Here is a 14957-nt window from a genome sequence, read left to right as displayed (position 1 = left end):
TTCTTGCCACGGGCAGAGTAACGAGGCGGGATGCAAAAGGCGTGCTGTTTAAGGAGCACGCCTGCGGCCGGTCCGGGTGAGCAGTCGCGCTCCGAGTTCACGGCCCGCCCGCAACGGCGCACTGACAAGGGCACCCACGCACGGCGTGAGCAAGGGACCCGCCAAGACAAGCCACACAGGGGCCCTACAAGAAAACCCTCCACTGCTACGCAAAGCCAAAAAAAGCCCCCGAGAGCCATCCGGCTCCCAGGGGCGCAGGTCCGACAGCCTGCCCCCAAGCGGCAGACCACCGATACTCGATCACAAATCCGTAGACGCAGACTTGCTAAAAGGACGACACAGGCTCCGTCAATCAAACTGCTAAAAAATGACGAAGCACATCGTTCTTCTCAAAGGCTTAAAAACACCAAGCCTTACACTCCAATCAACTTCATCGCTTCTTCCCGCGTTGCCACGGTGGCGTACTTCTGACGCATGTCGAAGAGGTTAGCCTCGTGTGGGCCAATTGCACGGTCACCCACGCAGTCCGACACCACCAAGGGGCGGAAGCCCAATTGCATCGCATCAACCACGCTGGAACGTACGCAACCGCTGGTAACCGCACCGGCGACCAGCAGTGTTTGCACACCACGTTGCGTCAGCCAGGCCGCCAAAGGCGTACCAAAGAAGGCCGACGGCACATTCTTGCGAACAATAAATTCACCGGGTGCAGGAGCCAACTCCGGCACGATGTGGCTGTTGTGTGCGTCTTCGGTCAGACCCAGCATGCCAGGGACCTTAATGCTGAAAATGTTGTTATCTGCACCATCATCGGCATACACGATACGAGTGTGCGCCACCGGCCAGCCCTGTTCACGCGCCGTTGCCAGCAAGGTCTGCGTGTTCTCGATGGCTTCAGGAATATTGCCGCCACCAAACACCGCCGGGTCAGCAAAACCATTCACCAGATCAATAATCAACAAGCCATACGGAGCCTTAGGCTCCAGCGTCGACCCAAACCCTTGTTGAGCGTAAACCGCTCCCTCATTCGTACTCACCAACGCCTCCGTCCAGTACTTTGCCATCACGCACGACGGCGCGGCCATCCAGGCTGACCGTGCAATGTCGCAAAGGAATATCAATGTGGCAGGCCGTCGTGCGATTGCCGCCTGCCTCGTTGTTCGGCCCCAGGGAGAACAGGAAGTTACCCTCGAAGGCACGAGCATCCATACCAATCGTGTTCTCACGCGAGTACAAGCCCAAGGTGGACCAGTGGGCGCGTGGCTGCAAACCCCAGCCGATATGCGAAATCGCATAACCTTCGGGATCGTTGAAGGTCTTCATGTATTCGTCCAGCAGTTCGGCTTCAATACCACCTTCAATCTTGGTGGCGTAGCCGTTTTCCACGGTCAGAATGATCTGCTCAGTCGAGTATTTCTTTTGTGGCAACAGAATGTCGCCCTTGTCGATCACGATGGTGCCGTTGGTGCCCAACTCATTGGGCCAGGTCAGCACAAAACCGCTAGGCCAGTGATCCCAACGACCGGGTTCATCTACAAAACCGTATTCACGAATCGCAGGGAATTCACCCAGCGGGCAACGCAGATTAGTACCAGCAGGCGAGGTAATGCTCATTTCCTTGGCGGCCTTGATCAAGGCTGCCGCCGCAGTCACGCGTGCGCGATCTGCTTCCGTTGGCACGGTACGAACCAGAATTTCGGGTGGCTCCACAGCCAAAAGGATCTTGGTACCCGACTTCAGAATGTCGATCTGCTCGGGCGAGAACAACAGGGTCATCAGGTCCAAAACCAGATCGCTGGCCTTCAAGGCGGCGATCGCTGCTTCGTTGCCCGTCAGCGGGGTCGTACCCAAGTACGCCAGCGAGTCACGGCTCAAGGCTTTTTCCGCATTGACCGGCAACAAGTCCAGACGATTGACAATCGCGCCCATGGACTGAGCGGCAATCTGCGCGCACTGCATGGTCTGGGGGTGCGTGGTCGAGCTGGTCAGCAAGGTCACGGTTTGACCCGCTTGCAGCTTGGACAGACGTAACACCTCTTGCCATGCTTCGATAAGTTGATAATCACTCACTGCCATTTTGTCTCTCCTTGTGAGAGGTTCCGGCACTGACGCGGAACCTCTGCATCACGACGGGCCACCGTAGCGGCCCTTTAACATCACACCAAGCGCTGGCCCAGAAAGTCACCGAAGGCTTCGTAAAAGCCGGCTTCGTTGTCCCAAGGAATCATGTGACCGGCGTTCGGCACACGAACGTGCTGCACGCCAGAGGCCAGTTGCTGAATCTCGGCCACATCCTCATCACGCACCACATCGCCACGCTCGGCGGTCATCAGCAAAGCAGGCACCTTCAAATGCGGGAAGTCGACGTGAATATCGTCGGTGTGAAACCCTTCAAAGCTGGCCAGAATCGCAGGCTCGTGGCAGGTGTGCAGCCACTGGGCACGCAATTGCAATTGCTCTTCGGTCCAGGTCGGGCAGAAGGCGCGCATATCCTCAGCCGTGCAGCCCTTGCGAGCCATGGCCATGGAATCCACGTACCAGGGCAGCTTGGAAGGATAGGCACGACGATCCGGGCCGGAGACTGGCGGATCAACCATCACCAGACGGTTCAGACCATCGCTGTTCTTGTGAGCCGCACGCAAACCAATGCGGGCACCCATGGAGTGACCGACCACGATGTAGTCTTTAAGACCCAGGGCTTGAGCCAGGGCGATCAAATCATCGGCCTGTGCATCCAGGCTGTAATCCATGCCCTCGGCGGCTTCACTCAAACCACGACCACGCACGTCCTGAATGTAGGTGTCAAAGTGCTTGCCGAACTGCTCACCCACAAAACCCCAGGTCACCGCCGGGCTGGTAATGCCGGGCACGATGATGACGGCAGGACGCTGATCGCGGCCCTGGCTGGAACCGCCGTAGCGCAAGTAATGCTGACGAATGCCATTGGCGTGAACATGGCCGCCGTAAAGAAAGGTACTCATTAATCTGTCCTTGGATTGAAACCGTCAGGTCTAAAGCCTGGTACTACTAAAAGGCCCTGAACCCGACCCATGAAAATTGCTGCTGCCTACGCTGTTTGGGGCGTAGCAACCAGCGCGGCCCGGACCACATCCGGTGTAAAAGGCACCTGCCGAAAACGTCGGCCAGTTGCATCAAACAAAGCATTGGCAATGGCCGAGGCACAGGGCACGGAGGCAGATTCACCCGACCCCATCGGCGGCTCGGACTGCCTGTCCATCAAAATCACTTCAATGGGCGGGATGCGCGGGAAATCAACAATGGGATAGGCGCCCCACTCCGCACTGACCACACCCTGTGCGTTAAAGCGCACCTGCTCATACAAAGTACGGCTCAAGGACTGGATCACATTGCCGTGAATCTGGTGACGCACGCCCGCCGGGTTCACCATCTGCCCGGTGTCCTGGCCCACATAAATCTGCTGAACCTCAATCACGCCCGTCTCCGCATGGACCCGCAGATCCAGCAGCCAGGCTGACCATGCCGCCCCAAAGCCAGGAAACTTGCTGTGTATATAACGGGCGTACGACAAGCCTCGACCGTAGAGATAGCCTTGCTCATCTGGCTGCCCACGAGAACCTCGATGTCCAATCTGCCATTGCCCCTTGTCCGCCACCGCCTGCAGCAGTTCCTGGGCACGCTCATCCTGATCCAGATAACGCAGGCGATAGCTCAAGGGGTCTACACCCGCTTCCACTGCCAGCTCATCCAGAAAGCAGTCATGCGCAAAAGAGTTAGGCATGGCCGACACACCGCGCAACCAGGAAGCACGCACAATCGCGGGCATGTCCTGACACACAATGCGCTGCTTGGGATAGCTGTAAGGCGGTACTGCCGTGCGATCTCCCATTTCCAGTTGGCGGGGGGCTGCCGACTCCCGTCCCGTCAACAAAAGCGCCAGGTTCGGCGCATCGTTGGAGGGATAATGGGTGACAAAATCGTAATGTCGCAGTTGCCCTTCGGCATCAATCGAGCCTTCTACATCCATCAACTGAGCAGCGCCTTTAGGCTCCCAACCGTGTTCTTGCTCACGCGTCAACTGCACACGCACCGGTGCACCAACGGCTCGGGACAACAGCAAGGCATCCGCACACACGTCATCCGCGCAATTACGGCCATAACAACCGGCTGCTTCGTGACGGATGATCTCCAGACCGGCTTCATCTTCGTCCAGCAATTGACTCAAATGGACACGCAACATATGCGGGTTCTGCGTACCTGACCAGATCCGGCTATGGCCGGGTTTGTAATCTGCCAGCGCACAAGACGGGCCAATGGAAGCATGCAACTGAAAAGGCCAGACATAGCTGCGCTTCAAGCGCTTGCCTTCAGGCGGTAGCTCGTCAAAGCCCGGGCCCGTATCAGTTAGCAATCGCTCCGTCATGGGCTGACGACGAATCAGTTGCTCCAGATTGCTCATGTCCTCCAAGGGGGGAATCGCTTTCCAGCGCACTTTCAATTCACGGGCGGCACGCATGGCGTGTTCTTCACGTCGCGCGACCACACCGATAAAGTCACCAATCACCACAACCCGCACATCGTCGGCAATATGGCGGATGGACTCCTCATCCACGGACTCCAGGCTGCGACCGATAAAGTCGCCGCTATCACGTCCTATATAAGGAGGACGCACGACACGACCATGCAACATGCCAGGCACACGCACATCGTGGACATACACCCACTGCCCCGCGACCTTGCCCGGAATATCGACACGCGCCTGGGCTGTCCCTACAAGGCGTAATTGCTCGGCCGGTTTGGTGGGGGTTTCCTTATCCAGATAGGCCCGCAGCTCCAGACCTTCCAGCAATTGCCAGTACGTTAGACTGCGTCCGTCCGGGGCAATGATTGTGCCGTCCTCTACTCGTAGTTGATCTGTACGCAACGTCCAGCGCTCTGCGGCTTGTGCCAGCAGTAATTGTCGAGCCTGAGCCGCCGCCTTGCGCAGCGGCACAGCATGAATCTGAATGGACGCACTGGCGATGGTGGGGCCTTGATTGGGCACAGCATCGGTATGGCCCAGCACCATTTGCACACGCGACATCGGCACATCCAATTCGTCGGCCACAATCTGACTGAGCGCCGTCTGAATACCGGTGCCCAGATCCACGTGCCCATGAAAAGCGCGCACCCAGCCCTGTTCGGATACGGCGACAAAGACATCGTCGTGCGCCTGCAAGTACTCGGACACCACGCCGGGCTGGCCGGGCGAAGGCTTGGGAGGCCGCGCCGGTGCCGCTAAAATCAGCAAGGTGCCAGACGCCCTGAGCAAGTCTTGCTGCTGGTGGCGCGGCGCATCATAAGACATCACACTCTCCTGGCTGGGTTCTATATAAGAGGCGGGAAGCCGGCTTCAGGGACTCGTTCCTGAAAACCTGCCTTAAATGCGCCCTGGCAAAACATCGATTACTAGCGTACACACCCTAATAAAATCCAATGCAGTGCGCTGAAACCCATTTATCGCAACTACTATAAAGAGAAAATCAAGGGCTTAATAATCAGTGTAAACCCTATATTAAATAAGATCAGATCGAATTTTCTGCATCTTCCCAAGTAGGCTTTGATTGATACCTCAAGGGAGTAGTAGAATCTATTTACTCTATAAATTAAAGTGTATACACTTAATTTAAGCATATCAATACCGAGCTGATAAAAGCACCGCACACGCTGTCCGACAACAAGGTGCGATCTCCCAAAGGTGAAACCCATGAACCCTTGTACTCGCCCGCATACCTTGCGGGTCAATCAAGAGACCCACATCATCGAGGTGGAACCCGATACGCCACTGCTTTATGTATTGCGTAACGACCTGGAACTGAATGGCCCCAAGTTTGGCTGCGGCCTGGGTGAATGTGGCGCCTGTACGGTGCTGGTCGACGGTGTGGCCGCTCGCTCCTGTGTTGTGCCTGTCAGTCTGGTGGAAAACCGTCAGATCACCACCTTGGAAGGCTTGGCCCAGGACGGGCAACCGAATGATGTACAGCAGGCATTTATAGATTGTCAGGCCGCGCAATGCGGATACTGCCTCAATGGCATGGTCATGACCGTGCAAGCCCTGCTGGAACGCCATCCGCAAGCCACTGAAGAAGAAATTCGGGACGAGCTGCGTTATAACCTGTGCCGTTGCGGCACGCACGTCGAAATCATGCAAGCCGCTGTACGCGTCGCAAAGGCCCGGCAATGAGTCATTCCGTACAAGACCGTTCCCGAGCACAGTGGCCGGACCTGCCTGAGGGCACCCGCTTGCTGCATGGCGCTGTTGTGCGACCGCCTTATTGGCTCTACGAAAACGGCCAGTATCTGGGTGCCGAATTACAGTCAGTAGACCAACAAGCCGCCCTGCAAGTACCCGGCGTCGTGGCCTGTGTGCATATGGGGAATTTTCTGGGTGTGCTGGCGGTACAAGCCGAGCAGGCTCAACAAGGCGCCGCCTTGCTGGATGCGCGCTGGGCCACGCCCGTCGCTGCAAACCAGGCGGCCCTACCAGCCGATGAGACTGTTGCCACTACGCTTAGCGCCCCCGATCAACGCTATGAGTGGCAATCTGCCGCCGAGCATCAGGAAACCGCTTGGGCCCGTGCTTGTTATCACGACAAGCAGCTTTATGTTTGGGCGCACACGCAGCGCCCCGCTGCCCTGCTGATTGAGCTGCAAGCCCTGAGTGGTCTGCCCAGCGAACAAATCCATCTACAAGATATTGCTGGCAATCAGGCCGATGCCTACGACTGCGCCATGGATGCAGCCGTCATGGCCTTTGGCCGCCCCCAGGCTGTGCAGGTTCGTGCCAGCCACAGCGAAGTCACCATTGGCCTGAGCGTCTATAAAGGCAGCACCGAGCGAAACGACCTGAATGCCTATTTGCGAGCAACCCGCTGGCAACTGAACACCTTGTCCGGTGCGCGCCCTTCTCTGGCCGCCATTCTTTGTGGTCAGCAAGACTTGCCCAGCAGCGGCCCAACCGTAAAGAGTGATTACTTTTCTGCACCCACGCCTAACTATGATGGCGCGGCCGCCAGCAGTGACCCCGACAGTCTGGCCCAGGCCACAGTCTTTGCCCAAGAGTCGCAGTTCGATCAGGACTGCCACAACTTGGGGCTGGATCCTTTGGAGGCACGACTGGAACACGTCAGCAGCCCCCAAGGTCGAGAACTGCTGCAACGGGTTGCCGAGCAATCAGACTGGTCCGCGCCCTTGCCCGCCCATCAAGGCCCTTTGCGCAAAGGTCGCGGGCTGGCCTACAGCCATATTGTGGAACACATCCCCGGACAGGCTGCACGTGAACAGTGGTCCGCCTGGGCCGTGGATGTCAGCGTTGATACCCGTCAAGGCACGCTCAGCATAGACAAGCTGACCATTGGCCACGACAGCACAGAACTGAACAATTCCGAACACGCTCCGGAGTCTGCGCCCGCCTTGGCCGACCGACTGGGCCGTTGGGCCCAGCAACTGCTGAACAATGGCGTGGGCAAAGGCGGCGAAGGTAGTAGCGACAGCCCCGTCCAAGAAACAGGCGACAAGCCAGCCGTCCAACTGGTCAAGCGGGAGTCTGCCGTCGGCCAGCCTTTGGCCTGGAACCAAGGCGTGGAACTGCCAGCCGCAGCCGCCATTGCCAATGCGATTTTCAACGCCAGTGGCATCCGCCTGACCAGTGCCCCTTTTAGTGAACAGTCTCTGGCACTGGGCTATCAGTCCGATAAAACGGCCAGCAACAAAAAACGCAAAGCCTGGTGGGGAGCCTTGGCCGCGGTCGCCACCGGCACAGTCTTGAGTGCCCTGCCCTGGCGGCCCGCCATCGCGCCCGTCGGCCAAGTGGATACGTCCATCTTTTCAGAGCTGGCGATTGAGCGTGGCCGCCTGGTTGCCATTGCAGGCGACTGCATGGTCTGCCACACCGCTGAAGGCGGTACGCCCAATGCGGGCGGTCTGGGCCTGGATACACCATTTGGCACGATCTACACCACCAACATCACGCCAGACAAAGAAACTGGCATCGGTAGCTGGAGCTACAAAGCCTTTGAACGCGCCATGCGCGAAGGCATCCATCAGGACGGACGCCACCTGTACCCGGCCTTCCCTTACACGGCCTTTGCCAAGATCAGCGACGAGGACATGCAGTCCCTATACGCCTACCTGATGACGCAAGAGCCGGTGAAGTCTGAGGTGCCTGAAACCAAGCTACCCTTCCCCATGAATATGCGGCCCTTGGTGGCAGGCTGGAATCTGCTGTTTCACCGTGATCCGAATGCCTACGTGCCGGACCCGACGCAAACCGTGCAATGGAACCGGGGTGCCTATCTGGTCAATAGCAGCGGCCACTGTGCGGCCTGCCATAGCCCGCGCAATATGCTGGGCGCGGAAAAAGGCGGTAAAGCGAATTTCCTGGCGGGTGGTTTTGCGGACAACTGGGAAGCGCCTGCGCTCAATAGCTTGTCCAAAGCCCCCATCCCCTGGACCGAACAGGAGTTGTACCAATACCTGCGTACCGGCTACTCGCCCCGTCACGGCGTAGCAGCCGGGCCGATGGGGCCGGTAGTAGCAGGCTTGGCAGAACTGCCTGAATCCGATGTCCGTGCCATGGCGCACTATCTAAGCAGCCTGAACCCGGTCGAAAGTAAGCAAGAGCAAACGCATGCCGCGCAGGCCGCTCGTCTGGAGCAAGACAGCCGCAGCAATAAGGACGTGATGGTGATGCCAGGCGAAAACCTGTTCAACGGCGCTTGTGCTGTTTGCCACGACCCGCGTGGTGGGCCGGTGCTATTTGGCGCACGTCCCTCTTTGGCCTTGAACAGCAACCTGCACAGCGAACACCCGGACAATACGATTCAGGTCTTGATGCACGGCATTACCCGTCCGGCGCAGCCCACCCTGGGTTCGATGCCCGGTTTCAAAAACAGCATGAATGACGAGCAAATGGAAGATTTGCTGAACTATATGCGTGCACGTTTTGCACCGGACAAACCGGCCTGGACAGGGCTGAAAGACAAGATTGCGACCATACGGGAGCAAAAGGGGCACTTGTAGACGGGGCTTGCCCGCCGATAGTGTTTAGATACGCGGAAAACGAAACAAAGGCGGCTTCAAGTTTTCACTAGGCCGCCTTTGTTGTATGGTGCATCGCTTTCAGACTTGGTTAAACCAGAAACTCTCAAACCAGGCTCTCGGCCAGCACTCTGAAGGACGGATCGGAAGCTTGCGTTCCTACCCAAGCCCGAGAGCAGGCCCAAATCAAAACTATCCAGCCCGAGGTCTAGGCACAGTCCAAATCAAGATCAAGACTCAGCTTCCGCTGCAGATCCAGACTCAAAACCCATCAACCGGAAAAACCACCGGCCTCCAGAAATTTCTGTTCGTCCGCAGTGGTGGTACGCCCCAGAATCGAGTTGCGATGCGGGAAACGGCCAAAGCGTTCCACCACATCCAGATGCTCCTGGGCATGATCCAGCCAGGGCCGACCAATCTCCTGATTCAGGCGCACGGCCTCTTGCTGATCGGCCAGATTCTCCGCATGGGAATACGGCAAGTAGCAAAACACACGGCGTTCCACCGGAATCTGTTTATCCAGCCCCTTGGCCACCATTTCCTTGGCAATCCTCAAACCCTTCTCATCGGTCGCGTACATGCGCGGGGTATTGCGAAAGGAGTTGCGCGGGAACTGGTCCAACAAGATCAGCAAAGCATAGGCCCCTTCTGCAGTCTGTGCCCAGTCATCCAACTCGCCCCTGGCCGCACGTTCGTGCCAGTCCAAAAACCGCTCACGAAATTCCTGGTCGAAGTCATCGGACTTGCGAAACCATTTCTCTGGCCCTGACTCAACCCAGAAATCAATCACAGTCTGGGAATTGGGACGTGCATCTGCCATGGTGCTCTCCTGGAACCGATCCGGCCTGGCTCGCTGCCGGCCCGAAGTTAAACAGACAGGTAAGTGCGCCGTACGTGCTCGTTGGCACTTAATTCCTGCATGGCGCCACTGTACCGTATTTGCCCTTTTTCAAGCACATAAACCCGATCCGAGACCAGTTCGGCAAAATGCAGATTTTGCTCAGACAGCAAGATACTGACACCGGCTTGCTTGAGCTCCAGAATCATCTGCACCATCTGCTCCACAATCACTGGCGCCACACCCTCGGACGGTTCATCGAGCAAGACCAGATAGGGGTTGCCCATCAAGGTACGCGCTACTGTCAGCATTTGCTGCTCGCCCCCGCTCATCTGTCCGCCGGGTCTGTCCTGCATCTGGCCCAGATTGGGAAACAGGCTGTACAAACGTTCAGGCTGCCAGTGCGGGGCTGCTGCGCCATCCGGCCAGCGCCGTGCTGGTTGACGGCCTACTTCCAGATTCTCCGAGACACTTAAATCGCTAAAGATGCGCCGCTCTTCGGGCACGAAGCCCAAACCGGCACGTGCAATCTCAAAAGGCTGCTTGTCGTGAATGGCCTGACCCATGAACTCGATATGCCCATTGGATCGCTCCATCAAACCCATAATGGACTTCAGCGTCGTGGACTTGCCGGCACCGTTGCGCCCCATCAAGGCGACCACTTCGCCGCGCTGCACCGTCAGGGACAGATCAAACAGAATATGCGCAGCACCGTACCAGGCATTCAAGCCATCCACCTTCAACAATAACTGCTGGTCAGTTGCGGCCCGCTTGGCACCGGCTACTCCATCCTGCGTCATGCTGACTCCTTGTTCTCAAATGTCTTGCCTGTGCCAAAGTAGACCTCCTGCACCTTGGGATGCTGGCGAATATAGTCCGCATCGCCTTCTGCCACCAGCCGACCACGAGCCAGCACCAGCATGCGGTCCGAGTGCTCGAACACCACGTCCATGCTGTGCTCGGTAAACAGCACACCCATATTGCGTTCGATCACCAGTTTTTTGGTCAGGCGCATCAGCTCATTACGCTCTTTGGGGGCCATACCTGCTGTGGGTTCGTCCATCAACAAAAGACGGGGATCGTTGGCCAGTGCAATCGCCAGCTCTACCCGCTTCACATCACCGTAGGCCAGCTCGCTGCAAGGCCGTTCGGCCTGCGCCAGCATACCCACCTGATCCAGTAAATCCAGCGCACGGGCCCGCTCGAACTGCGCCGCCCGACGCCAGAAGGAAAACAGTTTTTTCTGATGCGCCAACAAGGCCATCTGCACGTTTTCCACTACCGTCAAGGAAGCAAACGTCGCGGCGATCTGGAAGGTACGGCCCACGCCCATGGCCGCAATTTTGCGTGGCGCCAAACCCACCAGCTCCTGGTCCCCCAAACGCACCGAGCCCGCCGTTGGCGTCAACTGCCCGCCCACCATATTGAAGGTGGTGGTCTTGCCTGCTCCATTGGGGCCAATCAAAGCAAGGAACTCCCCGGCCTGCACATCAAATTCAATACCATCTACGGCCAGATTGCCGCCAAACGCTTTTTTAAGACCTCGTACTTGCAGCAAACTCATGACGATGCCTCCGGTGCGACACGACGATGCGCCCAACGTTTGAAAAACCCAGCAATACCCTGTGGGAAAGCCAGAACCAGCAACAGAATCACGCCGCCAAACAAGGCGCGCCAATACTGTGTGATACCCAGGAAAAAGTCCTGCAGCAAGGTGAATACGGCTGCGCCCACCACTGGACCGACCAGGGTTTGCAGCCCACCTAGCAAGACCATGACCAAGCCATCCACGGACTTGTTCACCGCAATCACCTCAGGCGAGACACTGCCTTTTGAAAACACAAACAAGGCACCAGACAAACCAGCAAATGTACCCGCCAAAATAAAGGTCAGCCACTGTACACGCTTAACGGGAATGCCGATTGCCTCAGCCCGCAAGGCCGAATCCCGACTGGCACGCATGGCGTAGCCAAAGGGTGAAAACAAGATGCGACGCAACAAGAAAGCGGCCACCACAACAACACTTAACGCAAAATAATAGTAACGATCTCCCGACAGCCACTCGGCAGGCCAGATACCGACCACACCATTGGAACCACCGGTAAAACTGTCCCACTGATAGACAATTGACCAAACAATCTGAGCGAACGCCAAGGTCAGCATGGCCAGATACACACCGGACAGGCGCACACAGAACCAACCAAAGATCAGCGCACCCAAACCGGCCACAGCGGGAGCCAAGACCAAAGACCAGCCCATGGACAAGGCCGCCGTTTTGAACAGCAAAGCCGCCGCATAAGCACCCAAACCGAAGTAAGCGGCATGACCAAAAGAGTTCATCCCTCCTGGTCCCATCATGAAATGCAGGCTCAACGCGAATAAGGACAACACCAGAATATCCAAAGCCAGCACAGGCGCGTACGGGAACCAATCGCTCATCAAAGGCAAGGCCGCCATCACCCCCAGAACCACCAGCACCATGATCTGGAACGCTCCGCTACCGGCACGCAGGGGCGCTTCAATCGGCGCCGAGTTACGGCTGACGGCTTGTGCTCGCCCAAACAAGCCCCAGGGCCGAAATACCAGCACCACAGCCATGAAGATGAACTCCACGACCAGCGTCAATTTGGGAAAGGCAAAGTCCACGCCAAAGAAAGTGACCGTACCCAGAGCAATACACAATGCTTTCAATTCCGCGACAATCAGGGCAGCCACATAGGCACCGGGGATAGAACCCATGCCACCGACCACCACAATCACAAAGGCATCCCCAATCACGCTCAAGTCCAACAGCAGATTGGCGGGCTGACGCGGCAATTGCACGGCTCCCCCCAAACCAGCCAGGAACGCCCCCAAAGCAAAGACACCCGTAAAGAGCCAGGCCTGATTCACACCCAGCGCACCCAGCATCTGTCGGTCGTGGGTCGCGGCGCGCACCAGCACTCCCCAACGGGTACGGGTCAGCAAGAGCCACAGCAAACCCAGCACCACCGGGCCGATCACGATCAGCACCAGGTCATAAACCGGAAAAAAGCGCCCTGCAATGGAAATAGAACCGCTCAAGCCTGGAGCCAGCGGCCCCAGCAGATCTTCCGGCCCCCACACGGCCAAGGCCCCGTCATTGATCACCAGCACCAAAGCAAAGGTAGCCAATAGCTGGAACAACTCGGGCGCTTTGTAAATGCGCCGCAACAGCACGATTTCCAGCAAGGCGCCCAAGGCGCCAACCAACAAGGCCGCCACAATCAAGCCTGCCCAAAATCCCAGCGCCGACCCACCCATGAATTGCACGGTGGAATACGCCATGTAGATGCCCAGCATATACAGGGAGCCGTGTGCAAAGTTGACGATGCGTGTCACCCCAAAGATCAGGGACAAACCCGCCGCCACCAGGAACAAAGACGATGCCTCGGCCAGTCCGTTAAGGAACTGTACCCATAAACCCGATAAGGCCATTACTGCCTCGCGTCAGAAGTGGCGCGCCAGACGGCGCGCCGATCTACAAAATACTGCGTTCTTGGAATTATTGATTGGCCGCGGCAGGGCGCCACTGGCTGACTTGCTCATCCGTAGGCTGTACCTCTTTGCCATCCACATAACGGATATGGGTCATAATGCCCTTGCCGTCCTGCTTGGCCAGCACACCCACATAAGCCCCCTGCGTGGATTGCTGATCTTGCGTGCGGTACGTGATGGGGCCAAAAGGCGTGACCACGTCCAGACCACGGAAAGCTTTGATCATGGCTTCCGTGTCGGTAGAGCCGGCTTTTTCAATGCCAGCGGCAATCGACACAATGGTGCTATAGCCAATAATCGTGCCCAGGCGAGGGTGCTCGTTGTACTTGTCCTGATAGGCTTTCAAAAAGGCATTGTGCTCGGGCGTGTCGATGGCATACCAGGGGTAGCCCGTCACAATCCAGCCTTCCGGCGTTTCCTCACCCAAAGGGTCCAGGTACTCTGGCTCGCCGGTCAACATGCTGACCACCGGCAAGGCAGGACTGAAGAACTGACGCTGATTGCCAGCACGAACCAGGCGGGCCAGGTCAGACGCAAACAAGACGTTAAAGACCGCATCCGGCTTGGCATCGGACAAAGCCTGCACCACGGCACCGGCATCGACCTTGCCCAGTGGCGTGGCCTGTTCAGCCACGAATTCGATATCGGGCTGGGCTTGTTTCATCAAGGTCTTGAAGGTGGCAACGGCGGACTGACCGTACTCGTAGTTGGGGTACACAATCGCCCAACGCTTCTTATTCAGCTTGACGGCGTCAGGCACCAGCATGGCGACCTGCATATAGGTGGAGTTGCGCAGACGGAATGTATAGCGGTTGCCATCGGCCCAAACGATCTTGTCGGTCAACGGCTCGCTGGCCAGAAAGAAAACTTTTTTATGCTTGGCGAAGTCGGTAATGGCCAGACCGATATTGGACAGGAAAGTCCCGGTCAGCACATCCACCTTTTCCCGCGAGATCAATTCCTCGGCAGCGCGTACGGCATCGCCAGGGTTGGAGTTGTCATCCTTGATGATCAACTCCAACTGCTTGCCGTGGATCCCCCCGGCCTGATTGATCTGCTCAACCGCCAGCTCCATCCCGTTTCGATAAGGCCCTAAAAAAGCGGGCTGGGATTTATAGCTGTTCAGCTCCCCAATCTTGATAACCCCCTCGGCGGCGGCGGTGGCCCCCAAGGTTTGCAACATCATCGTTCCTGCCAGTGCTACCCCTGCAAATGTCTTGTTCATTGTCTTCTCCGTGGGCTTGTGAGGCGAAACACGACTCAGCAACTTGTCTTGTTTTAGTGATTTAAAGTGTACACATGGTATTTTTGCGAGTAAATCGGCCAAGACCTAGGGATATACCCTTGAACACTTTAAACATAAAACACAGCAAGCCACGCAGAAGGCCGTTAAAGCAAGGAGGCCAAGAAGAAATGAGCAGAAAAAGTAGATAGCCTGAGAAGAAGGGAACCGCCGATATACAGTGACTACACTTAATAAGCCCAAAGATTAAAACGCAACCACCCCGCCTGGTTCCTGCGCGCGCCGAATCATGGATTTCATAAA

11 protein-coding genes are annotated in these 14957 nt (G+C 57.2%); 2 read left to right on the top strand and 9 right to left on the bottom strand.

All coding sequences use genetic code 11. The features are described from left to right. Positions 1-413: 413 nt before the first annotated feature. From AC6I6N_RS17810 to AC6I6N_RS17795, 4 genes are all read right to left on the bottom strand, one after another. On the bottom strand, positions 414-1037 hold the full coding sequence (locus AC6I6N_RS17810) for an N-carbamoylsarcosine amidohydrolase (protein ID WP_108728623.1): 624 nt from the start codon (positions 1035-1037) through the stop codon (positions 414-416). Next, complete coding sequence (locus tag AC6I6N_RS17805; protein ID WP_121739521.1) at positions 1024-2076, bottom strand: 2,5-dihydroxypyridine 5,6-dioxygenase NicX family protein; 1053 nt, start codon at positions 2074-2076, stop codon at positions 1024-1026. Before AC6I6N_RS17805 ends, AC6I6N_RS17810 begins: the two co-directional genes overlap by 14 nt. 80 nt (positions 2077-2156) lie before the next feature. Further along, the gene (locus AC6I6N_RS17800) at positions 2157-2981 is read right to left on the bottom strand and encodes an alpha/beta fold hydrolase (RefSeq protein WP_230019228.1); all 825 of its coding nucleotides are present in this window, start codon (positions 2979-2981) and stop codon (positions 2157-2159) included. Positions 2982-3067: 86 nt separating this feature from the next. Further along, positions 3068-5326, bottom strand: a complete 2259-nt coding sequence (locus AC6I6N_RS17795; protein WP_321265447.1) for a xanthine dehydrogenase family protein molybdopterin-binding subunit — start codon at positions 5324-5326, stop codon at positions 3068-3070. A 399-nt stretch (positions 5327-5725) separates the two neighbouring features. Here AC6I6N_RS17795 and AC6I6N_RS17790 point away from each other — a divergent pair, with 399 nt between their 5' ends. Both AC6I6N_RS17790 and AC6I6N_RS17785 read left to right on the top strand, forming a co-directional pair. Then, positions 5726-6202 (top strand): (2Fe-2S)-binding protein, encoded by a 477-nt coding sequence (locus AC6I6N_RS17790; RefSeq protein ID WP_094197613.1) that lies wholly within the window; start codon positions 5726-5728, stop codon positions 6200-6202. Then, positions 6199-9039: a c-type cytochrome gene (locus AC6I6N_RS17785; protein ID WP_230019230.1), complete on the top strand. Its 2841-nt coding sequence runs from the start codon at positions 6199-6201 to the stop codon at positions 9037-9039. The genes AC6I6N_RS17790 and AC6I6N_RS17785 overlap by 4 nt, the downstream gene beginning before the upstream one ends. A 289-nt stretch (positions 9040-9328) precedes the next feature. On the opposite strand, the gene AC6I6N_RS17780 is transcribed toward AC6I6N_RS17785, so the two are convergent. The 5 genes from AC6I6N_RS17780 to AC6I6N_RS17760 form a co-directional block, all read right to left on the bottom strand. Continuing rightward, positions 9329-9877, bottom strand: a complete 549-nt coding sequence (locus AC6I6N_RS17780) for a DUF924 family protein (protein ID WP_094197615.1) — start codon at positions 9875-9877, stop codon at positions 9329-9331. 47 nt (positions 9878-9924) lie between these two features. Next, positions 9925-10695, bottom strand: coding sequence for an ABC transporter ATP-binding protein (locus tag AC6I6N_RS17775; protein WP_094197616.1), 771 nt, complete (start codon positions 10693-10695; stop codon positions 9925-9927). Beyond that, positions 10692-11459, bottom strand: a complete 768-nt coding sequence (locus tag AC6I6N_RS17770; protein WP_108728617.1) for an ABC transporter ATP-binding protein — start codon at positions 11457-11459, stop codon at positions 10692-10694. The genes AC6I6N_RS17775 and AC6I6N_RS17770 overlap by 4 nt, the downstream gene beginning before the upstream one ends. Continuing rightward, a complete protein-coding gene (locus AC6I6N_RS17765; protein WP_094197618.1) occupies positions 11456-13351 on the bottom strand; it encodes an ABC transporter permease in 1896 nt (631 codons plus the stop codon). Before AC6I6N_RS17765 ends, AC6I6N_RS17770 begins: the two co-directional genes overlap by 4 nt. A gap of 67 nt (positions 13352-13418) precedes the next feature. After that, complete coding sequence (locus AC6I6N_RS17760) at positions 13419-14636, bottom strand: ABC transporter substrate-binding protein (protein ID WP_094197619.1); 1218 nt, start codon at positions 14634-14636, stop codon at positions 13419-13421. Between the last annotated feature and the right edge of the window lie 321 nt (positions 14637-14957).

The sequence above is a fragment of the Alcaligenes sp. LTN-3 genome (assembly GCF_059735605.1).
The sequence above is the reverse complement of the archived record's forward strand: the minus strand, read 5'-3'. Positions and strand labels throughout refer to the sequence as shown.